This window comes from Rhodococcus sp. 3258 (assembly GCF_031456475.1).
GTDB lineage: Bacteria > Actinomycetota > Actinomycetes > Mycobacteriales > Mycobacteriaceae > Rhodococcoides > Rhodococcoides fascians.
Genome location: NZ_JAVDUT010000002.1, coordinates 65,041 through 85,510 on the forward strand (window position 1 = coordinate 65,041; position 20,470 = coordinate 85,510).

17 protein-coding genes and 1 tRNA gene are annotated in these 20,470 nt (G+C 66.4%); 13 read left to right on the plus strand and 5 right to left on the minus strand.

All coding sequences use genetic code 11. From position 1 onward, the window contains the following. Positions 1-39: 39 nt before the first annotated feature. Positions 40-2,478 carry a LuxR C-terminal-related transcriptional regulator gene (locus J2X62_RS07685; protein WP_310179496.1) on the minus strand — a complete coding sequence of 813 codons (2,439 nt, stop codon included), beginning with the start codon at positions 2,476-2,478 and terminating at the stop codon, positions 40-42. Positions 2,479-2,584: 106 nt separating this feature from the next. Between J2X62_RS07685 and J2X62_RS07690 the strand changes: the two genes are divergently transcribed. The 5 genes from J2X62_RS07690 to J2X62_RS07710 all read left to right on the plus strand — a co-directional run bounded on the left by J2X62_RS07690 (position 2,585) and on the right by J2X62_RS07710 (position 7,178). Next, on the plus strand, positions 2,585-3,529 hold the full coding sequence (locus J2X62_RS07690) for a DNA-3-methyladenine glycosylase (protein ID WP_032407857.1): 945 nt from the start codon (positions 2,585-2,587) through the stop codon (positions 3,527-3,529). 50 nt (positions 3,530-3,579) lie between these two features. Beyond that, complete coding sequence (locus J2X62_RS07695; RefSeq protein ID WP_094651276.1) at positions 3,580-4,524, plus strand: aldo/keto reductase; 945 nt, start codon at positions 3,580-3,582, stop codon at positions 4,522-4,524. A 99-nt stretch (positions 4,525-4,623) separates the two neighbouring features. Beyond that, complete coding sequence (locus tag J2X62_RS07700; protein ID WP_371832522.1) at positions 4,624-5,856, plus strand: multidrug effflux MFS transporter; 1,233 nt, start codon at positions 4,624-4,626, stop codon at positions 5,854-5,856. A 54-nt stretch (positions 5,857-5,910) separates the two neighbouring features. Continuing rightward, positions 5,911-6,435, plus strand: a complete 525-nt coding sequence (locus J2X62_RS07705) for a DUF309 domain-containing protein (RefSeq protein ID WP_045841731.1) — start codon at positions 5,911-5,913, stop codon at positions 6,433-6,435. Positions 6,436-6,491: 56 nt separating this feature from the next. Further along, positions 6,492-7,178, plus strand: a complete 687-nt coding sequence (locus tag J2X62_RS07710) for a hypothetical protein (RefSeq protein WP_155290238.1) — start codon at positions 6,492-6,494, stop codon at positions 7,176-7,178. 12 nt (positions 7,179-7,190) lie between these two features. On the opposite strand, the gene J2X62_RS07715 is transcribed toward J2X62_RS07710, so the two are convergent. Beyond that, positions 7,191-7,955, minus strand: a complete 765-nt coding sequence (locus J2X62_RS07715) for a deoxyribonuclease IV (RefSeq protein ID WP_027495204.1) — start codon at positions 7,953-7,955, stop codon at positions 7,191-7,193. A 75-nt stretch (positions 7,956-8,030) separates the two neighbouring features. On the opposite strand from J2X62_RS07715, the gene J2X62_RS07720 reads away from it, so the two are divergent. From J2X62_RS07720 to J2X62_RS07740, 5 genes are all read left to right on the plus strand, one after another. Then, positions 8,031-8,765 (plus strand): ABC transporter ATP-binding protein, encoded by a 735-nt coding sequence (locus tag J2X62_RS07720; protein WP_032367760.1) that lies wholly within the window; start codon positions 8,031-8,033, stop codon positions 8,763-8,765. A 68-nt stretch (positions 8,766-8,833) separates the two neighbouring features. Next, positions 8,834-11,356: an ABC transporter permease gene (locus tag J2X62_RS07725; RefSeq protein WP_063216856.1), complete on the plus strand. Its 2,523-nt coding sequence runs from the start codon at positions 8,834-8,836 to the stop codon at positions 11,354-11,356. A 182-nt stretch (positions 11,357-11,538) separates the two neighbouring features. Beyond that, positions 11,539-14,169, plus strand: a complete 2,631-nt coding sequence (locus tag J2X62_RS07730; protein WP_310179510.1) for an alpha/beta fold hydrolase — start codon at positions 11,539-11,541, stop codon at positions 14,167-14,169. Between the two features lie 111 nt (positions 14,170-14,280). Further along, positions 14,281-15,210, plus strand: a complete 930-nt coding sequence (locus J2X62_RS07735) for an alpha/beta fold hydrolase (RefSeq protein ID WP_310179512.1) — start codon at positions 14,281-14,283, stop codon at positions 15,208-15,210. Then, entirely contained in the window at positions 15,207-15,845 is a 639-nt protein-coding gene (locus J2X62_RS07740) for an LON peptidase substrate-binding domain-containing protein (RefSeq protein ID WP_027495199.1), read from the plus strand. Before J2X62_RS07735 ends, J2X62_RS07740 begins: the two co-directional genes overlap by 4 nt. A gap of 72 nt (positions 15,846-15,917) precedes the next feature. Here the strand turns inward: J2X62_RS07740 and J2X62_RS07745 are convergent. Further along, positions 15,918-15,991 (minus strand) — tRNA-Met (locus J2X62_RS07745). A gap of 72 nt (positions 15,992-16,063) precedes the next feature. Here J2X62_RS07745 and J2X62_RS07750 point away from each other — a divergent pair. After that, positions 16,064-16,843 carry an enoyl-CoA hydratase/isomerase family protein gene (locus J2X62_RS07750; RefSeq protein ID WP_310179514.1) on the plus strand — a complete coding sequence of 260 codons (780 nt, stop codon included), beginning with the start codon at positions 16,064-16,066 and terminating at the stop codon, positions 16,841-16,843. Here the strand turns inward: J2X62_RS07750 and J2X62_RS07755 are convergent. Next, entirely contained in the window at positions 16,826-17,443 is a 618-nt protein-coding gene (locus tag J2X62_RS07755; RefSeq protein ID WP_310179517.1) for a DUF998 domain-containing protein, read from the minus strand. The genes J2X62_RS07750 and J2X62_RS07755 overlap by 18 nt on opposite strands. Positions 17,444-17,546: 103 nt before the next feature. Here J2X62_RS07755 and J2X62_RS07760 point away from each other — a divergent pair, with 103 nt between their 5' ends. Together J2X62_RS07760 and J2X62_RS07765 are read left to right on the plus strand one after the other, a co-directional pair. Then, a complete protein-coding gene (locus J2X62_RS07760) occupies positions 17,547-18,110 on the plus strand; it encodes a TetR/AcrR family transcriptional regulator (protein ID WP_176457823.1) in 564 nt (187 codons plus the stop codon). Continuing rightward, positions 18,107-19,462 carry an AarF/ABC1/UbiB kinase family protein gene (locus J2X62_RS07765; RefSeq protein ID WP_032392527.1) on the plus strand — a complete coding sequence of 452 codons (1,356 nt, stop codon included), beginning with the start codon at positions 18,107-18,109 and terminating at the stop codon, positions 19,460-19,462. Before J2X62_RS07760 ends, J2X62_RS07765 begins: the two co-directional genes overlap by 4 nt. Before the next feature lie 21 nt (positions 19,463-19,483). On the opposite strand, the gene J2X62_RS07770 is transcribed toward J2X62_RS07765, so the two are convergent. Next, complete coding sequence (locus tag J2X62_RS07770; RefSeq protein WP_027495194.1) at positions 19,484-20,461, minus strand: NADPH:quinone oxidoreductase family protein; 978 nt, start codon at positions 20,459-20,461, stop codon at positions 19,484-19,486. Between the last annotated feature and the right edge of the window lie 9 nt (positions 20,462-20,470).

Here is a 20,470-nt window from a genome sequence, read left to right on the forward strand (position 1 = left end):
ACAAGGAGATCGAACCAGAGCCGGCGAGTACGTGCTCACTCACCGTCCGCCGCCCTCGTAACGAAGGAGTGCGTCCCGCAGCGCGGACCGCGTGGTGATCTGCAATTTGGGAAACACTCGGTACAGATGACCGCCGACAGTTCGAGCCGAGAGATACAGCTGTTCGCCGATCTCCTTGTTGGTCAGACCGGCGGCAGCAAGCGACGCGATGCGCAGTTCCTGCCCGGTCAACCCCGAGCCCGCATCGCCCTCACGCGGGTGCGGGCCGGCTCCTGCAGCCCGTAGTTCGTCCTCGGCTCGGCGCAGCCACGTGCGTGCACCCAGTTCTGCGAACAGATCCGCGGCGTACCTCAACCGACCGCGGCTTTCGATCACCCGGTGGTGGCGGCGCAGCCACTCGCCGTAGACCAGCGCAACCCGCGGCGCATCGAAACACCATCCAGCGGTGCGTAGTTCATGCAGACTCGCCTCGAAGAGCGCACCGGCTCCGGCCTCTGCCAGCATCGCTTCGGCTGCAGTCAGCAGCGCACTGTGGCGGGCTCCCCAGAAATCGGGCCGGGTTCGGCGCAGTCGGTCGAGATACGTGCGCGCCTCGTCCGACCGCCGCAGCCGTACACAGGATTCGACGTAGTCCAGTATTTCGAGTGGTCCGTACGGAGTGATCGAACAGTGCTCCGCCGAGAGATCGCGGCGGCGCATCCGCTCGTAGGCGACGTCGAAGCGGCCCAGTGCCACCGATTCGGCTGCAGTACAGCTCTTCTCGCCACCAGCGACAGCTGCCACCGAGGATTTCAGCAGGCCCTCCTGCGCGTCGAAGAGGCCATCCGGCAGTCCCGAGGAGACGGCCTCGGCGAACGCAGAAAACTGTCCTCGAGCGGCGAGTGCGGCGAGGTGCCGCAGCCGAGTCAGAGACTCGGCGGCCGGAAACCCAGCAGCGACAGGGTCCAGCACGTCCGACAGCCGACAACTGTCGTTCGGATCCCACACCAGGGTGGGCAACGCCAGCTGCAGCAGTACCGGTTTCCACGGGTCTCCGGTGCGCAGCGAGGCTCGTACCGCGTCCAGCAGCGCCGGGCTGTCGAATGCCCTCACGTGCACTCTCGAACCCGAGACGCCGAGAGACCGCGCGACGAGCACGTTGACCGGATCGAGATGCTGTTCGTATTTGACCGCCCATTGCAGGCCCTGGGCAACGAGTTCGCTGTCACCGCTCAGTGCGCTGTACGCCAGAGCCGAACCGATCAACTGGTCGACGACGTCCGGGGCGACCGCATTCGGCAATCGATCGAGAGCCTGCACGACGACGCCGAACGCAGCACGGGGGTCGCCTCCCCGGGCCACGGCGGCAAAGGCCCGGGCCGGAACGGTCTCGGACAGGGCCGCATCGGGATGTCCCGACCGCATACGGTCCAAGATCGCTACCGCGAGATCGACGAAGCCGGCGAATGCCGCCATGGACGCCGCCCGCACCTCGAGGGCCTGGGCGCGTCCACGATCGGATTCGAGCGCTACTGCACGGCAGAGCAACGCCACCGCCCGGCGGTAGCGATGCTGCGACGCCAGGTCGTGCGCCCGCTCGTCGAGCGCAGCGACGAGGCGCGCGTCGGGCGCTCGGGCTGCGAGTGCTCGATGCACCAGACGCTCGTCGGGCGTCAGCCGTGTGTCGACAGCCGATTCGAGGTGAACGGAGATGCGCTCCTCGGCGGTCGAGGAGGCAAGAATCCACAGTTGTGCGACAGTGTCGCCATGTGGGTGGGCGGCCACGGAGTCGCCACCGTGCTCGCGAGAGACGATGTGTCGCAACGCATCGCCGAGAATTTGACGCCTGGACTCCTCGTCGAGCCCGGCGACCTCGAACGCGCCGATGTCGGCGAGAGTATCGGTGAGGTGGGCGCGGTCGAGCATCGCACCGCCGACGGATGGATCCCGGTGCCAGATCGGCGCAGCGCGAGCGAGTTCGGTCGCGACGAGGGGGTTCCCTTGCGACAACTCGATTATCGATTGTCGTTGCGCCACTGCCGTTTCCGTGCCGTTCAACAGATCGCGCACCGCGTCGTCGGGCAGGGGTCGCACACGATGGAAGGCGAACTCCCGCCACAACGGCGGCGGGACGGTGTCGACGGTCGTGGCGATACACCGGACATGCGGGGTACGTACCGCCGCCTTCACCGCACGAGCGAGTCGGTCGCGCGAGCCCGCGGGCAACAGATGCAGGTCGTCGATCACCAGCAGCGTCGGCGTCGCGTCGTCCGCCACCAGATCACCCAGCAGCCCCTCATCGAGCAGCCCCGCGAGGCACGGCAGATCCACCACGCGGAAACCCAGCGCTGTTGCCTCGCCCGCGATGGTGTTGGCAACCGTGGACTTGCCGATGCCTCGTGCACCCGAGATCACCAGGATCCGCCGGTTCTCCGGCGAAGCGGACAAACATGAGCGGCCCTCACGCAGCACTGCGTCGCGATCCGGTGATGTGGGCATTCGTCCAATATATTTTCACCCGTGTCTGCGCAAGGGTGTTGAATATGGCCCTGGCAGGGACACACTGAACCGGCCGACCACGACTGCGACGGAGGTGACCCGAGCGATGACCGAGAACGCCTCCTCCGGCCCTACCGATCACGGCGTCACCCGCCTCGTCGACTTCGAGCAGCGCGTCGACATCCGAATGTCCCTGTCACCGCTGCGTCGGGGCCGCGGCGATCCCACCTACGAGTCCACGCCGGACGGTGCCGTGTGGCGGACGTCGCGCATGATTTCCGGCCCGGTCACGTACCGATTGGTGCAGGCCTCACCGAGCAGCGTCATGGTGCGCGCCTGGGGGCCCGGTGCCGACGAACTGCTCGACGCTGTCCCGGCTCTCCTCGGCCGGGACGACGACCCCTCGAGCTTCGCTCCCGACCATCCGATTCTGCGCGAGGCACACAGACAACTTCCGCACCTACGCCTCGGCCGGACCGGTCTGGTGCTCGAGGCGCTGATACCGGCGATCATCGAGCAACGCGTACACGGCATTTCGGCGTTCGGCTCGTGGCGGTACCTGGTGAGCAAGTTCGGCGACCCCGCACCGGGCCCGACCCCGAAGACGATGTTCGTGTTTCCCACGGCCGACGTGTGGCGACGCATCCCGTCGTGGGACTACCACCGCGCCAACGTCGACCCGGCCCGGTCGAAGACCATCGTCCGTGCCGCGCGCGCAGCCGGACGTCTGGAGGAGGCGTCGAACATGACGCCCGAGGATGCGCAACGCAGGCTGCGCGCGATCCCGGGCGTCGGCATCTGGACCGCGGCCGAGACCGCTCAGCGCGCCCTGGGGGATCCCGACGCGCTGTCGGTGGGCGATTACCACCTGGCCGCGGTGGTGGGGTGGTCGCTGTTGGGTAGACCGATCGACGACGCGGAGATGGTCGAGTATCTGCAGCCCTTGGCACCGCATCGTCATCGCGCGATTCGGCTCCTGTATCTCAGCGGCAAGGCGACCAAGCCGAAATTCGGGCCACGGACCGCGCTGGTGGACCACACCTGGCACTGATCCCGGCCTACTCGTACAGTCGAGTTGTTCGCCGACCTAAGGAGTAGTTCGTGGTTGCTATCGGCACGTCCGATCTGGACATCTTTCCGCTTGCCCTCGGCGGGAACACCTTCGGCTGGACCAGCGACGAGGACACGTCCTTCGACATCCTGGACGCGTTCACCGCAGGAGGGGGCAATTTCGTCGACACGGCCGATTCGTACTCTGCCTTCGCCGACGGCAACTCCGGCGGCGAATCCGAAACGATCATCGGCAAGTGGATGACGGCCCGCGGCAACCGCGACGACGTCGTTCTCGCGACCAAGGTGAGCCAGCATCCCGAGTTCCGAGGTCTGGCACCCGACAACATTCGGGCCGCAGCCGACGCCTCCCTGGCCAGGCTGCAGACCGATCACATCGACGTCTACTACGCGCACTACGACGACGACAAGACGCCGTTGGTCGAGTCCCTGGCCGCGTTCGACGACTTGGTCCGGGCAGGCAAAGTTCGGCACGTCGCCATCTCGAACTACTCCCCCGCGCGGGTCCGCGAGTGGCTGGGCCTGGCGAAAGACAACGGTTTCGCGGCACCGATCGCACTGCAACCGCACTACAACCTCGTTGCCCGTCGCGACTACGAGGGTGAACTGCAAGCCCTCGCCGTCGACAACGGCCTCGGGGTGTTTCCGTACTTCTCCCTCGCCGCCGGCTTCCTGACGGGTAAGTACCGCACCCGGGAGGATCTGGCCGGTACCCAGCGCGAGCGACTGACGACGGGCTATTTCTCCGACGCAGGCCTGGCTGTGGTGCAGGGCCTGCAGGAGATCGCCGACTCCCGCTCGGCCGAGTTGTCGAGTGTGGCTCTCGCCTGGTTGCTCGCTCGACCGGGCATCACCGCACCGATCGCGAGCGCGAGCTCGCTCGCTCAGGTACCGGCTCTGCTCGACGCGCCGACACTGCGTCTGACCAGCCACGAGGTGGACACACTCACCGGACTGTCCGACGCGGTGGCATAGAACACGAAAGTTGTAGTCAGCAACGGGAACAGAATCAGCTCCTGCGCTGCTGACCTTCGGGTGGCCCCAGCATCGAACACATCCGTAACCAGCGCGCAGGTGACCGACACGCGCGAGAGCAGCACGTCGGCTCCTACAACCGAGCCGACGTCACGCGAGCGCCTCCGGGTGATCCTCGTACTCGGCGCGCTCATCGCCCTCGGTCCACTGACCATCGACATGTACCTGCCGGCACTTCCTGCCATCGCCGAGGATCTGAACACCCCGTCGTCTGCAGTGCAGCTCACGCTCGCGGGTACGTTGGTCGGCCTCGCGCTCGGCCAGCTGGTCATCGGGCCGCTGTCGGACATCGTGGGCCGACGACTGCCCCTCATCGTGGGCACCGGAGTGCACATTCTGGCGTCGCTCGCCTGCATCGTTGCTCCCAACGTCGCCGTGCTCGGCGGCCTGCGTGTGATTCAGGGTCTCGGCGCCGCTGCTGCTGCCGTGGTCGCCATGGCCATCGTTCGAGACCTGTTCAGCGGGCGCGCCGCCGCGACGGTCCTGTCTCGCCTGATGCTCGTCATGGGCGTCGCGCCCGTGCTGGCACCGTCGCTCGGCGGTGCGGTACTTCTCGTCGGTTCCTGGCGGCTCGTGTTCGCAGCGTTGGCGATCATGGGCGTGGCGTTGATGACGCTGGCAATCGTGTCGCTGCGCGAGTCCCTGCCGCCCGAGCGTCGTCGGGCCAGTGGCGTCATGCCGGTTCTGCGGACCTACCGATCGCTGCTGCGGGACACGCAGTTCGTCGTCCTCGTCATGGTCGCTGCCCTGGCCATGTCGGCACTCTTCGCGTACGTCGCCGGTTCGTCGTTCGTCCTGCAGGAGGAGTTCGGCCTCGACGAGCAACAATTCGCGATCGTCTTCGCGGCCGGTGCGATCTCTCTGATCGGTGCATCCCAGCTCAACGTCCTGCTGTTGGGACGCTTCGCACCGGTGCAGATCGTCCTGTCGGCGCTGTCCTTCGGCGTCGTCGCCGGCGCGATCATGGTCGTCCTGGCGGTCACCGGGGTCGGCGGAATGGCTGGGTTCGTCGTCCCGCTGTGGTTCGTACTCGGGGCCGTCGGGTTCGTCATGCCCAACGCGCCCGCGCTGGCGCTGTCCCGCCACGGGGAAGCGGCAGGCGGCGCAGCTGCACTACTCGGTGCCGCGCAGTTCGGGCTCGGGGCGATCGTCGCACCGATCGTCGGTGCACTGGGCAACGACGCGATCGCCGTCTCGACGACGATGGTCGCCACTTCGGCGGCGGCGCTGATCGCACTCGGGTCGGTGACCGTCCTGTCCGCACGTCGATGACCTCACTCGCGTCATCGTGTGGGCCATGGCGGTCACCCCACTAGGGTGACCGCCATGGCCGAACGCGAGCGCGACCCGCAGGGCAAGCCCCTCAACGCCCGGCCGCGCGACGGCCTCGGTCGCCCGCTGGCCCGCGGCGGCACCGGAACACCCCGGGTTCCCGACGATCTCCGTCTTCCACCGGACGCCGCCCTCACCGAAGCGCAGCGATTCCTGGACGCTCGTATGCCGTTTCACGCCCACGAGGTACTCGAGGGCACGTGGAAGAGCTGCGTCCCGGACGAACGCGAGCTGTGGCAGGGCCTCGCGCAACTGGCCGTCGGATTGACGCACCTGATGCGAGGAAACCGCGTAGGTGCCGCTTCGTTGCTTCGCCAAGGACACGACCGCCTGATCGGTTACGAGGTCGAGCCCCCACACCGGATCGACGTGACGGGTCTGCTCGGCTGGTCCGAGGACCTGCTCGAGGACCTGGAGACGGGAACGCTACCGACCTCACCAGGCGTTCCCGCACTGCGCCGGGCGGTGGAATCGGGATCGGACGGGGGCGTCCTGGCACACCGGCCGGACTCGAGCTAGCCTGAGGGAATTAGGTAAGGCTAGGACAATCTTCACCGGAAGTGGGGTTCCTCGGCGTGACCGTGTTCGCACCGCTGAAACTCGCCCATCGCGAGACGATCAGCCCAGCTCAGCTCGGACGTACCTTCTGCACCGAGGTCGCCGAACAGGTTCCCTATTGGGTCGCTGTCCTGACCCCGGCCGAACGTCCGCTGCAGGTCACGCCGTCTCCACTCCGTGAGCGCACCATGGTCACGCTGTCCGTTCCCACGAACACGCACCGGCTCGACGCTCGGCTGCTCGCCGCGCTCGGATCTGCGGTGTCCACGTGGCAGCGAGACAACCGCCGCGGCTCGTCGTCGGGCGTCCTGGTCGATATCGACGTCGACGACACCGGATTCGTCCATCCCGTCCGGCTCCCCGCCGTTCCGGTCGACGCCCTCACCGAATCCGCCCGCGCCTCGTACCTCGTCGACGACGTCTGCAGACGGCTGGACTCGGCACCTCACGGTGGCCGCGACTACCCGCTGACCCGGAACTACCCGGCGCTGGCCTGCCGCCCGGGAGCGCAGATTCTGTTCCGCCACGATATATCCGAAGCCGACGCCGGCCATGACGAGTACGCCATCGACATCGCGATCGGCGAGACGGAATCAGGGCTGGTGTCGGCCCGAATCACCTGGTCCACCGGCATCGAGGGAATGGACGAACTGGTCCGCCTGTGGGCCGCAGCGACCACCGAGCTGACGGCAGCGCCCTCGTAACCGCCGGATTCGCTACAGGCTTTTCAGCAGCCTCACGTCGTCGTCGATTCCCTCTGCCGGGGTTTCGAGGATCACCGGTGCATCGGCGGCGAGCGCGACGGCCGTCAGAATGTCCGCGTCGATCGTTCCGGTGCCCAGGTTCGCGTGCCGGTCGCGGGCAGAGTCGAACTCGTCGCGCGAATTGTTCAGATGCACCAGGTCGATTCGTCCGGTGATCGCCTTGATGCGATCGACCACGTCGATCAGGTCTTCGCCGCCGGCCCACGCATGGCAGGTGTCGAGACAGAAACCGGCACCGAACTCCCCGATGGCGTCCCACAACCGCGCGATGTCGTCGAAGCGCCTCGCCATCGCCGAGTCACCGCCGGCAGTGTTCTCGACGAAGATCGGTACGCCGAAACCACCCTGCTCGGCCTGACGCTCGAACAGCTTGCGCCAGTTGTCGATTCCCTTGGCGGTGTCCTCGCCCTCTCGGACGTGACCGCCGTGCACCACCAAACCGATCGCACCGATCTCGGCAGCTGCTGCGGCCTGTTCGACGACCGCTTTGCGGGACGGGATTCGGATGCGATTGTTCAGGCTCGCCACGTTCAGAACATAGGACGAGTGCACCACCACATCGACGTCTCCGGTCAACAGAGCCTCACCTTGGGGGTGCGGGGTGAGCTTGTTCCACTTCTGCGGATCCGTCAGAAACATCTGGACCAGGTCGACGCCGAGCGTCTCGGCCGTGCCCAGAGGGTCGCTGCTGTCGCGGACATGTGCTCCGATGCGCATGACGCCCATCATAGGGGTCGAGTTCAGGGTCTCCCCTGATAGCGACCGGGCCCGAACACTGAAACACTGGCACCCATGAGCGACATTGCCGCACGTGCGGTCGACGTATCGAAGGTCTACGGTTCTGGCGACACCCAGGTGCACGCACTGTCCGGGGTGAACGTCGAGTTCGCCCGCGGAGAATTCACCGCCATCATGGGCCCGTCCGGCTCGGGCAAATCCACACTGATGCATTGCCTGGCCGGGTTGGACACCGCGTCCTCGGGCACGGTCACGATCGGTGACACCGAGCTGACGGCGCTGTCCGACAAGGAGATGACCGGGTTACGAAGGGACCGAATCGGTTTCGTGTTCCAGGCCTTCAATTTGGTGCCCACCCTGACCGCGCTCGAGAACATCACTCTGCCGCTCGACATCGCCGGACGCACCCCGGATCAGGGCTGGCTCGATACCGTCGTCGACCGACTGGGACTGCGCGACCGCCTGGGCCATCGCCCGAGCGAACTCTCGGGTGGGCAGCAACAGCGCGTGGCGTGCGCTCGTGCACTGGCCGGTCGACCCGACATCGTGTTCGGCGACGAGCCAACGGGCAACCTGGACTCTCGTTCGTCCGGTGAGGTGCTGTCGATTCTGCGCACGGCCGCAGACGAATTCGATCAGACCGTCGTCATCGTCACCCACGACCCACGAGCGGCCAGTTACGCCGACCGCGTCGTGTTCCTGGCCGACGGAGCTGTCATCGATCAACTGGCGTCGCCCACCGCCGACGCCGTCCTCGAGCGCATGAAGAAGCTGGAAACGGTCCACTGATGTCGCACTCGGTCGCCAAGAAGTCGAATCCCGACAAGGCCCCGACGCGGGCCGCGTCGGGCAACCCCATGCGTAAGGTGTCGCTGCGAAACCTTGCCGCCCACAAGGTTCGGCTGGCACTGACAGTTCTGTCCGTCGTACTCGGAACCGCGTTCGTCGCAGGCTCGTTCGTCTTCACCGACACGCTGCAGCGCACGTTCTCGTCACTGTTCGCCGACACCGCACAGGGAGCCGACGTTCGAGTCGCCCCCGAGGATGCGCGATCGAGCGGAGTACCCAACGAGGACATCGCCGCCATCTCGGCGCTTCCCGGCGTGCGTGCTGTCTCTCCGTATGTAGGAGGACAACTCGTTCTGCTGGGTAAAGACGGTGCCGCAGTGCAATCCGGCGGAGCACCGACGATCGGCGAGTCCTACCTGCCGGACGAGCAGCGGCTCGGCGATCCGGCGACATTCGTCTCCGGCTCGGCCCCCACCGCGCCCGGCCAGGTCGCGATCAACGCAGGTGGCGCCGATCGAGCGGGCCTGACGGTGGGCGACGCGACCCAGGTACTCGTGCCGTCCAAGGGGATCACCGACATCACGATCTCCGGAATCTATTCCACTGCAACAGAATCCGGTGGTTTCATCGGGATTCAGTTTGTGCAGAGCCAGGCGAACGAGTTGTTCACCGACGGTGCGCACGTGCAGTACATCGACGTCGCGGGCAACGATCTCGCCGCACAGGGCAAGACGCAGAGCGACCTCAGGGACGAGATCGCCGCCGCGTTCCCGGATCTGAAAGTGCAGACCGCTGCCGACGTCCAGGCCGAAACCAAGGCCGAGGTCGAGTCGGCACTGTCGTTCATCACGTACTTCCTCCTCGCGTTCGGCGCTATTGCACTGCTCGTCGGCACGTTCATCATCTACAACACGTTCTCGATGATCGTCGCTCAGCGGGTACGCGAACTGGCGCTGCTTCGCGCCATCGGAGCCAGCCGTGGGCAGGTCAGTCGCTCGGTCGTACTCGAAGCGGTCGTCGTCGGCGTCATCGGAAGTGTGCTGGGGTTCGCCGGCGGCGTCGGACTGGCGTACGGATTGCGCGCTCTGCTCAATGCCTTCGACCTCGGGTTGCCGTCGGGCCCACTCGCCCTCGAACCACGCACCGTCGTCGTCGCCTTCGCGGTGGGCATCATCGTCACCGTCCTCAGCGCCTACGCACCGGCGCGGCGAGCAGCCAAGATTCCACCGGTGGCCGCAATGCGCGAGGAGTTCGCGTCCGCCGGCGACACCCTGCGAACCCGGACGTTCATCGGCGTCGGACTGGGTATTGCCGGAGCGGCAGCGATAGTCGTCGGCGCTCAGTCGACCGGCGGCGCTGCCGCAGCAACCGTCGGCGTCGGCGCGGTGGCGGCGATCGTGGCCACGGCCCTGGCCGCACCGTCGTTGTCACGGCCCGTCGTGGGAGCGCTCGGGGCCGTCCTCACCCGGCCGTTCGGTGCGATCGGTCGCTTGGCCAGAACCAACTCGGTGCGCAATCCGCGCCGCACGGCAGCCACCGCATTCGCGTTGATGCTCGGCCTCATGCTCGTCACCGTCATCGGGGTACTCGGGTCGACGGCGAAGGCGAGTGTCGATTCACTCGTCGACACCGGCGTCGAAGCCGACTACATCCTGTCCGGTCCACAGTCGATCGGTGTCCCGGCCGGAGCCACGGCGGCCGCACAACAGGTCGACGGGGTGGAACGAACCGCTGTGCTGCATCCGGTGTTCGTCACGATCGCCGGAGAAGAAGAATTCGGCGCTGCCATCGACGGCTCCCCGGAAGGGCTGCTCGACCTGTCCATGGTTCGGGGCACCGCAGACCTCGAGAGCAACGGCTTCTCGGTGTCCGAGACCGAAGCGTCCACCAAGGGCTGGGACATCGGCACCCAGGTCGTGTTCGACTCCGTCGACGGAGCTTCGGTTCCCGTCACCGTCACCGGTGTGTTCACCGACAACCCACTGATCGGCAGTTGGATCGTCTCGGGCGACATCTACGAGAAGGTGACGCCGTCCATCACGCGGTCGGATCTGCTGGTCCTCGTCAAAGCCGCGCCCGGAACCGACCTCGGTACGCTGCGCACCGACCTCGAGGCTGCGACCAAACCGTCCGTGGTGGTGCAGGTACAGGACGTCGAAGAGTTCAAGGGCAGCCAAGGCCAGCAGATCGACACACTGCTCGCGGTGCTGTACGGACTGCTCGCCCTGGCCGTGGTCATCGCGGTGCTGGGCATCGTCAACACCCTCGCGCTGTCGGTCGTCGAACGTCGACGCGAGATCGGCATGCTCAGGGCGATAGGAATGCAGCGACCGCAGGTGCGGCGCATCATCTACCTCGAGTCGCTGCTCATCGCCCTGTTCGGTGCCATCGTCGGCGTCGCCCTCGGCATCGCCTTCGGGTGGGGCTTCGTCCAGACCCTGCGCGACGAGGGCCTGGGTGCCATGACGGTGCCCTGGGGGCAGGTCGTCGCGATGCTTCTCGGGTCCGCGGTGGTCGGAGTGCTGGCTGCTCTGTGGCCTGCCGTTCGGGCCGCGCGCACCAAACCGCTGGAGGCGATAGCCGACCTCTGATCAGGGTCGCCCCGACACCGGGCATTTCGTAACGACACCCGTTCGTTACGAAATGTCCGGTTTTCGGCTTGCGCGGAAAGACGGCCCGCGTCTACTTTAGGGGTGGTAAAACAGTCTTCAAGTAGGTTTGTGTACCGCAAACGAACCTTTACCTCGCGGGTCGGGCTCGTGCAAGGAGAATCATGACGATTCAGGACGCGTACGCGCCGACCCGATCTGTGCCGACGGTATCCGTGTCGACCCGATCTGTGCCGACGGTATCCGTGTCGACCCGATCTGTGCCGACGGTATCTGTGTCGACGGAACCTGTGCCGACGCGATCCGCGCTCGCCCCGCTGTGTCGTCCCGACGGCCGCGACACGCTGATGGCGCGCTACCGCGAGGTAGCGCACGCCATGCCGGACGCTGCAGCGTTGCACGCGGCAGGGACGTCACTGACCTTCGACGAGCTGCTGCACCGCGTGTACTCGCAGGCACGCAAGATCGCTGCCCTGCGCCCGTCCGATCATCGCCCCCTCGCCGTCGAGGCGGATGCGTCGGTCGACTCGATCGTGCTGATGCTGGCCGTCATCGCTGCAGGCCATCCATTGGTTCCGCTGGATCCGCAACTACCCCACGAGCGCCGCGACCGCATCGTCGAACAGGCCAAGGCGTCGATCCTCGATTCGGCGACCGTCGACGCAGCGGTCGATTCCTGCGTTCCGCTGCCGACGGTCTCGGGCGGCCACACCGCGGTGATCAACTACACGTCCGGGTCCACCGGTACGCCCAAAGGCGTCGTACTCAGTCATCGCATGTGCCTGACCAAGGCGTACGAGGTGTCGACCGCGCTGGGGTTGGGCACCCACGATCGCGTCGGCGATGCCCTTCCCGTCAGTTTCGGCGCGGGCCTGAACACTCTGTTCGCCGGGCTGCTCAGCGGTGCCACCGTTCATTGCCGTGACCCTCGATCCGGCACGGTCGGCAGCATCGCAGAGTGGGTATCGGAGCACTCGCTGACCACGTTGCACTGCTCGTCGTCGCTGCTGCGCGCCGTCGCGGGCCAGGTCACCGTACCCACGCTGCGCGTCGTCACCACCTACGGGGAATCACTGCACGCCGACGACGCGCGCCGCTTCCGCCTGGCTTCCGACAACCGCGCCACACTCGTCAATTGGTACGCGACCACCGAGGCCGGGGCCGTCGCGTTCAGCGAGTACCCCCTCGACCGTGCGTTACCGTCCGGCTTTCTGCCCGCGGGCACTCCCGTCGCAGGAAAGCTCGTCGAGGTCGTTGCTGCCGATGGCTCCGCGTGCGAACCCGACGTCATCGGCGAGGTGCGGGTCACGTCGGCGTGCCTGGCCGACGGCTATCTCGAGGATGTCGGCGTCGACTCGGAGAAATTCGCTGCCCTCGGCGACGGCCTGTTCCGGTATCGCACCGGCGACCTGGGCCGGTTCGATCAGGACGGAACATTGCAGCTCGCCGGGCGCATCGACGACGCAGTCAAGGTACGCGGCTACCTCGTCGAGCCGGCCGAGGTGGAGGCGGCACTGCGCGCGCTGCCGAACATCGACGATGCCGTGGTGATCGGTCGGAGATCCGGCGCCGATACCGACCTCGTCGCCTACATCTGCTCCGACCGCACCGTCCGGGCGACCCAGGCCGACATCAGGGCCGCACTGCGCCGAACCCTGCCGGAATGGATGGTGCCCACCCACATCGTTGCGCTCGACGCCATGCCCCGCAACGAACGCGGCAAGATCGACCGCCGAGCACTGCCCGAGCCGTCCGACCGACGCGTCGAACGCACCGCGGTCGGCCCCACCGAATACATCGTCGCGGAGGCCGCTCGCACTGCACTCGGACTGGACGCCATCGGGCGGGACGAGGATTTCCTCGAACTCGGTGGCAACTCTCTGACCATGACGGCGATGCTCGCCCACTTGTGCGAGAACCTGAAGATCGAACTCGATCCGCAGGACGTGTTCGCGTCGACCACCGTGCGAACGCTGGCGACCACCGTCGACGCTCGGCTTCGCGACACCGCCGCCGCACGTCGGCGCTCGTCAGGTGTCCACGACGTTCTGGTCCCGCTGCGCACCGGGGGTACCGGAGCTCCGATCTTCCTGATCGGTGGTGCCGGCGTGGGCGCGATGGCGTTTCTCGATCTGGTCAAGCACCTCGACGCCGACCGTCCCGTCTATGCCCTGCAGGCACACGGCCGAGGCAAACGCGGGCGACCGGACCGGACCATCAGAGCCACTGCGGCACGGTATGTCGACGCGATCCGCACGGTGGCCCCCGACGGCCCGTTCCATCTTGTCGGCCATTCGCTCGGCGGCTGGATCGCCATCGCGATGGCAGAGAAGATCAGAGATTCCGGCGTCGGTACCCCGCATCTGCTACTTCTCGACACCCGGCTGTTCCGTCATCTCCTGGACCGGCTTCCCGGGGGTACGTCTGTCCCGGCAGCGCCGCCCGCACCGACCAGAGAAGACGCCGGCTTCCATCTGGGCCGTGCCGGTACGGCCGCGCTGTGGCTGCGTATGCAATTCGCTGGGCTGCTGCGGTATCCGACGACCATGGAATGGTTGGTGTTCGCCAGCATCGGGTACGTGGCGTTGAACAAGCATGTGCCGACTCCGTGGTCGGGGTCGATGACTGTGGTTCGCACCACCGAGAACGTCAAGGACCTCCGGTCGTGGCGAGCAGTCGCTCACGGCGAGCTGACATTCGTCGATATCACCGGCCACCACGCGAACATGTTGCGCGGACCGATGGCGAAGGAACTGGCCGACATCATCGACGACACCGTCGACAACGCGCGCTGACTGGGAATATCGACCGCGACGGCCTGTCGCGGTGGCGGCACAGCTTGTACGTTTGTGCCGGACGGCTAATTAGCCGAGCCACCGGCCCGAATTGAGACAGGGAGGTCGACCATGAGCGCATCGTACGAACTGCAGTCGGTGGAACTACACAAGGACGTCTTGCGGTACGTCGATATCGGCGACGGGCCGCCCGTGATTCTCGTCCACGGGCTGCTCGGATCGCACAAGTCCTGGGGCCCGCAGATCGAGCGACTGTCGGACCGGTATCGGGTGATCGCACCCGACCTGTTCGGGCACGGTGACTCCGACAAACCGTCCGGCGACTATTCGCTCAGTTCGCACGCGGCCACCATCCGCGACCTGATGGAGTACCTGAACATCGACTCGGCACCACTGGTCGGCCACTCGCTCGGCGGCGGCATCGTCATGCAGATGACGTACCTCTTTCCCGAACGGGTCGATCGCCTCGTGCTGGTCAGCAGCGGCGGGCTCGGCCCGGAGGTGAGCCTGCTACTCAAGGCCGCGACGCTACCCGGCAGCGAACTGGTGCTTCCGATGTTGGCCTCGGATTGGTTCCGCAGGAACACCGAAGGTGTGCTGGCTCGACTGGGCAAGTGGGGGGTTCCGGTAGAGCCCGGCCCCAGCATGGCCGAGACGTGGCGCTCGTTCCGATCGGTCGCAGACCGGTCGACGCGGGAGGCGTTTCTGGCGTCGACGCGGGCCGTCGTGGGTCCTCGCGGCCAAACCGTCAGTGCCAAGCAGCATTTCGAGAAGTTCGAGTCCATTCCCTCGCTCCTGATCTGGGGCGGAAAGGACCGCATGATTCCCGCCAAGCATGCGGACAACATCCGACGCGAGGTACCCAACAGTCGCGTCGAGATCTTTCCCGACGCCGGCCACTTCCCGCAGCTCGACGAGCCGGACTTCTTCTTCCGGCTGCTGAACGAGTTCTTGGCCGCCAACCACACCGACTCGAGCGACGCGGACCAGAGCGCGCCGACGGAGATCACCCCGGCAGCCATGCCGCTGCAGCGCCCGTGAGCGTCATCCCGATGTTCCCGCTCGGCAGCGTGTTGCTGCCGGGCGAACGTCTCCCGTTGCACATCTTCGAGCCTCGATACCAGGCACTGGTACAGGACTGTCTGAAGATGGACGATCCTCGTTTCGGCGTCGTTCTCATTGCCCGGGGGCACGAGGCAGGCGGCGGCGACGTCCGACACGATGTGGCGACGATCGCCCACATCATCGGTCACGAGGCCATCGGAGACGGCAGGTATCTGCTCGAGTGCGTCGGCGGCGAACGGATCCGCATCGACGCGTGGCTCCCGGACGACCCCTACCCACTGGCCGACGTCCGCGCATGGCCCGACGCAGACGTCGATGCCGTCATCGCCGACACGCAGTTCGCCGCCACCTGGGCCAAGGTCGAGGATCTGTACGAGCTGATCGGTCGGCTCGAATCCTCCGGGGACATCGTGACGCCGGGCGTTCCGGATTTTCTGAGCCTCCCGATTTCGGCCGCCGAGAAGATCTGGTCACTGGCCTCGTTGATCCCGATGGGCCAGTCCGACCGACTCGACATCCTGTCGGCACCGGACGCCCCGTCGCGCTTGAAGGCACTCGACGACGCGATCGAAAACGTCACGGCCGTCGTGCAATTCAGACTTCAGCCCTGACCGGAGCCAGTCCGGCGAACCCAGAAAAGAAATCAGGCCCGGCACCATCGGTGCCGGACCTGATCTTCGTAGTAGCGGGGACAGGATTTGAACCTGCGACCTCTGGGTTATGAGCCCAGCGAGCTACCGAGCTGCTCCACCCCGCGTCGGGTGATACCCACGGTACATGCCGTCGTGGCAGACTCCCAATCGCCAGGTCAACGCTCTACGGTTCTTTCATGCCCACCGAGTCGTCACCCGTCCTGTCTTTTCCACACCAGGCGGTCGCACAGATCACGCTGAGCAACCCTCCGGTGAACGCCTTGACCCAGCCTGCGACGCGACGTCTGCGGGCGATGCTTCGCGAGCTGGCCGACAACTCCTCCGTCCGGGCCGTCGTGCTCACCGGCGACCGGGTGTTCAGTGCCGGTTCGGACATCTCCGAAATGCCCGCGATGCAGGCGGCAGGCGACGTCCTCGAACGCAAGAGCAATGTCGAGAACGCGACCCTCGAATTACTGGCCGACCTACCGCTCCCGACGGTCGCTGCGATCGACGGGTTCGCCCTGGGCGGTGGGCTCGAGATGGCGCTGTGCTGCGATCTCGTCGTCGCCGACGCGGGTGCCCGCCTCGGCTTGCCCGAGATCGATCTGGGGCTCGTCCCCAGCAGTGGCGGGACCATGCGTGCGTTGCGGCGGGTGGGTCAGTCGCGCGCAGCCGAACTGGTGTTGCTCGGCGAGTCCATCTCTGCCGAGACAGCTCTGGAATGGGGTCTGATCAACAAGGTGGCTCCACGCGGTGGGTCGTTGTCGATGGCACTGGACCTGGCACACCTGCTGGCCGCCAAGTCCCGCTCGGCCGTGCACGCGAACAAACGAGCTCTCGCGCTCACGTTCGGGCAGTCACCACACGAACCGTCACGACGCGCACTGCCGGTGTTCGAGGAAGCCTTCGAGTCGGCCGACGGCCGAGAGGGCGTACGGGCTTTCCTCGCCAAGGAGTCACCGAACTTTCGATAGCCGGGCCCGCGCGAGAAGTGCTGCGCCGGTGACGATCTCCCATCCGATGATGGTGTAGACGGAAATACGCTCGAACGCTCCGCCGCCGAGGATGCCGGTATCGGCGAGAAACAATGCGAAACCGGCCAGCCCCGCAACACCGGCCGCGGCACTGGCCGTCGTGTACCAGCGAGGTGCGCCGACGCGTCCGCCGTACCGGCCTGCAGCCAGGAGCACCAGGTTTCCACCGATGATCGCCATACCCGCGCCCGCTGCATGCGGAGTCGATGCTCCGTCGACCGAAGCATGCGCCAGCCCGACGACGATGCTGCCGACGCCGTGCACGACCGACGTGCCCAGCACGATCCAGCGCGCTCGCCCCTCGAACAACACCGACAATCCGAGGCCGGCAAGAACGAACAGCGTGCCGTCGACCACAAAGCCGGTGTTCATCACCGGGTGCCACGGTGAGATGTCCGGAATCCCGAGGTCACTGATGTTGTTGCGCGCGTAGCTGTACGGTCGGTCGGTCCAGCCGCGCGCCGAAATCGCTTCGGCAGCGAGGTAGGTCACCCCGCCGGCAAGAAAGGCTCCAGCGGCCAGGACGGTAGTTCTCTTCACGACTGCAGTATTCACCGCGCTCTACCCGATGGGTCATTCCGCAGGCTCCACTCCCGGCGACCCCGATGCACCGGGCTTGTACCGATTGGTACAGTACCGGCTCATGAGCGATCGCCACGACGTGGTGCCGATACTCGCAGGAGTGTTCCGCGACCACGGGTTCGACGGGTCGTCCCTCGCGGTCATCAGCAGATGCACCGGACTCGGCAAAGGCAGTCTCTACCACTACTTTCCGCGGGGAAAGCAGGAAATGGCCGAGGCAGTCCTCGACGACGTCGAGCTGTGGTTCCACCACAACGTCTTCGAGCCGCTGCGACACGGAGACGACGCGGCGTCGACGACCCACGACATGTTCGAGCAGACCGCCCGCTATTTTCGGTCCAATCGCCTGGTGTGCCTGTTCGGCGCGTTCACGCTCGGGCTCGAGCGTGCCACCTTCTCCAGCCGTGTCGCCGCGCATTTCACCCAGTGGATCGAGGCACTCACTCCGGTGCTGCAGCGGCTCGGACACGGCGACGCGGCGGCCGAACTGGCCGAAGAGATCGTCGCCGGGATCCAGGGGGCGTTGGTGCTGGCGAGGGCATTCGACGATGCCACACGATTCGACCGGGTGCTGGGCCGACTCGAAGCCTCGGCCGCACGCGTGTCGGCGGGAGTGCACGCATGACACCTGACGACACGACGCCCAAGCCGGCACCCGAGCTGAAGACCTTCGGGATACGAGAGTTGTTGCGACTGATCGTGATCGGGTCGGTGCTGACGTACTTTCAGTTCATCGCCATCGGCCGCTGGGTTCGTGCGCCGCGGCGCGGCTGGCCGGTTCACGCTTCCAAGGCCGTCGTCGACGCGTTCTTCGTGCTCGGCCCCACCTTCGTCAAGGTGGGGCAACTGATGGGTTCGTCGCCCGGACTGTTTCCCAAGGTCCTCGCCGACACCTGTCTGCGATGCCTGGACGAGGTGCCGCCGTTTCCCGGGTCGCAGGCCCGCGCGGTGATCGAGGCAGACCTGGGCCGGAGCGTCGAGGAGTTGTTCTCCTCGTTCGACGACGTACCTCTCTCGTCGGCGTCGGTCGCCCAGGTACACCTGTGTGTGCGCCGCGACGACGGCCGCGAAGTGGTCATGAAGGTGCAGCGGCGAGGCATCTACCATCGCATGAAGATCGACCTGCGAATCGCATATCTCATCGCGCGCGGTCTCGAGAAGTTCATTCCGTTCTTCGCCACGGCCAACGCGTCGGCCATCATCGTCGACCTGCACGCCGCGACGTTCGCAGAACTCGACAGCGCAGTGGAAGCCAAGCGCCAGCACAGCTTTCGCAGTGCAATCGGGGCATTCGGCGACAACAAGCACGTCACCGCACCCGAGGTGTTTCTCGACTACTGCGGTGGACGCGTCATCTGCATGGAGCGCATGAACGGCTCGCCGCTGGACCGGTACCGGCCCGGTGAGCAATCGGAGCTGATCGTCCGCCGTGCCGCCAAGGTCTGGATGGAGGCCCTGGTACTGCACGGCCTGTTCCACGGCGACGTGCACGCGGGAAACGTCTGGGTGCTCGACGACGGCAGAGTGGCCTTTCTCGACTTCGGCGTCATGGGCGAGGTGGACGAGCAGTGGCGCGCGTTGTTGCTCGACCTCTTCCACGCCACGGTGATCGACGGCGACTTCACCCGCCTCGCCGGTACCGTCAAACGTCTGGGAATCGTTGCCCCGCAGATGGGTTCGGACGCCGAGGTCGGCGCGATTCTGCAGTCGGTGTTCGCGCCGATGCTCTCGGCCACCCTCGCACACTTCAGCCTGGCGGACTTCATCCGGGCGTTGGTGGGCATGGGCAAGCAGTACAAGACGTCCAGCCCCGAGGAGCTGATCCTGGTGGCCAAGCAGCTCGGCTACTTCGAGAGGTACGCCATCGAACTCGCACCGAACTGGGCGTTGGGCACCGACCCGTTCGTGTTCAAGAACGTCTTTCCCGCCGAGATCGCAGCGCTGTCCGAGGCACGGGGCATCGAGCTGCCGGAGTGATCCGGCAGCCCGTGCACCCGATCACAGACTGAAGTCGAGTACTACTTTCCCTGCTGCCGTTCGGTTTTCGAGCGAGGCGATCGCTGCTGCCGCGTCGGAGACGGGGAAGACGGACGGCTCGGGAGCCACGAGCGAACCGTCCGCGAGCAGCGGCTCGATCTCGGCCCATTGGGTGGCCAGGTAGCCCGGGCGCGTCATCCACCACGCACCCCACCCGACGCCGACGACATCGACGTTGTTCAGCAGCAACCGGTTGACCTTGACGGTCGGGATCTCGCCACCGGTGAAGCCCAGCACCAGGATTCGGCCCGACGGCGCGAGAGAACGGATGCTGTCGGTGAATCGGTCACCGCCCACCGGATCGACGACCACGTCGACGCCACGGCCACCGGTCAGCTCCTTGACCGCGTCCTTCCAGCCGTCGACCAGTACGACGTCGGTGGCTCCGGCGGCGCGCGCGATGTCTGCCTTTGCTTCCGAGCTCACCACTGCGATCACCCGTGCCGCCCCGAGTACCGGAGCCATTCGCAGAGCGGAGGTTCCGATCCCTCCGGCCGCGCCGTGAACCAGCACCGTCTCGCCCTGCGCCAAGCGGCCGCGCTCGCGCAACGCGAAGTGCACCGTCAGATCGTTGAACAGCAAGCCCGCGCCCGCAGTGAGCGACACGGACTCGGGCAACGCGAACACCGTGTCGGGCGAGACGACGGCGACCTCGGCCATACCGTCGCTGAGCCCCGTCAACGCTGCCACGCGGTCTCCGGCCGAGAAGCCGGAATCGGCCGGAGCCGACCGCACGATGCCGGCGATCTCGCTGCCCGGAACGAACGGCAACTCGGGCTTGTACTGGTACAGCCCACGGGTGAGCAACGCGTCGGGAAACGCGACGCCCGCGGCCCTGACCTCGATGACCACCGACCCATCACGCGCGGTGGGTTCGTCGATATCGGCAACGGTCACCGAATCGGGTCCGTCGAGACTGGAGATCTGTACCGCGCGCATGAAGTGTCC

Coding starts and splice junctions, on each gene's coding strand:
- J2X62_RS07725 (WP_063216856.1), top strand. CDS start 8,834: ATGCGTAAGGTGTCGCTGCGAAACCTTGCCGCCCACAAGGTTCGGCTG.
- J2X62_RS07730 (WP_310179510.1), top strand. CDS start 11,539: ATGACGATTCAGGACGCGTACGCGCCGACCCGATCTGTGCCGACGGTA.
- J2X62_RS07770 (WP_027495194.1), bottom strand. CDS start 20,461: ATGCGCGCGGTACAGATCTCCAGTCTCGACGGACCCGATTCGGTGACC.
- J2X62_RS07715 (WP_027495204.1), bottom strand. CDS start 7,955: ATGCGCATCGGAGCACATGTCCGCGACAGCAGCGACCCTCTGGGCACG.
- J2X62_RS07685 (WP_310179496.1), bottom strand. CDS start 2,478: ATGCCCACATCACCGGATCGCGACGCAGTGCTGCGTGAGGGCCGCTCA.
- J2X62_RS07690 (WP_032407857.1), top strand. CDS start 2,585: ATGACCGAGAACGCCTCCTCCGGCCCTACCGATCACGGCGTCACCCGC.
- J2X62_RS07720 (WP_032367760.1), top strand. CDS start 8,031: ATGAGCGACATTGCCGCACGTGCGGTCGACGTATCGAAGGTCTACGGT.
- J2X62_RS07750 (WP_310179514.1), top strand. CDS start 16,064: ATGCCCACCGAGTCGTCACCCGTCCTGTCTTTTCCACACCAGGCGGTC.
- J2X62_RS07735 (WP_310179512.1), top strand. CDS start 14,281: ATGAGCGCATCGTACGAACTGCAGTCGGTGGAACTACACAAGGACGTC.
- J2X62_RS07760 (WP_176457823.1), top strand. CDS start 17,547: ATGAGCGATCGCCACGACGTGGTGCCGATACTCGCAGGAGTGTTCCGC.
- J2X62_RS07705 (WP_045841731.1), top strand. CDS start 5,911: ATGGCCGAACGCGAGCGCGACCCGCAGGGCAAGCCCCTCAACGCCCGG.
- J2X62_RS07765 (WP_032392527.1), top strand. CDS start 18,107: ATGACACCTGACGACACGACGCCCAAGCCGGCACCCGAGCTGAAGACC.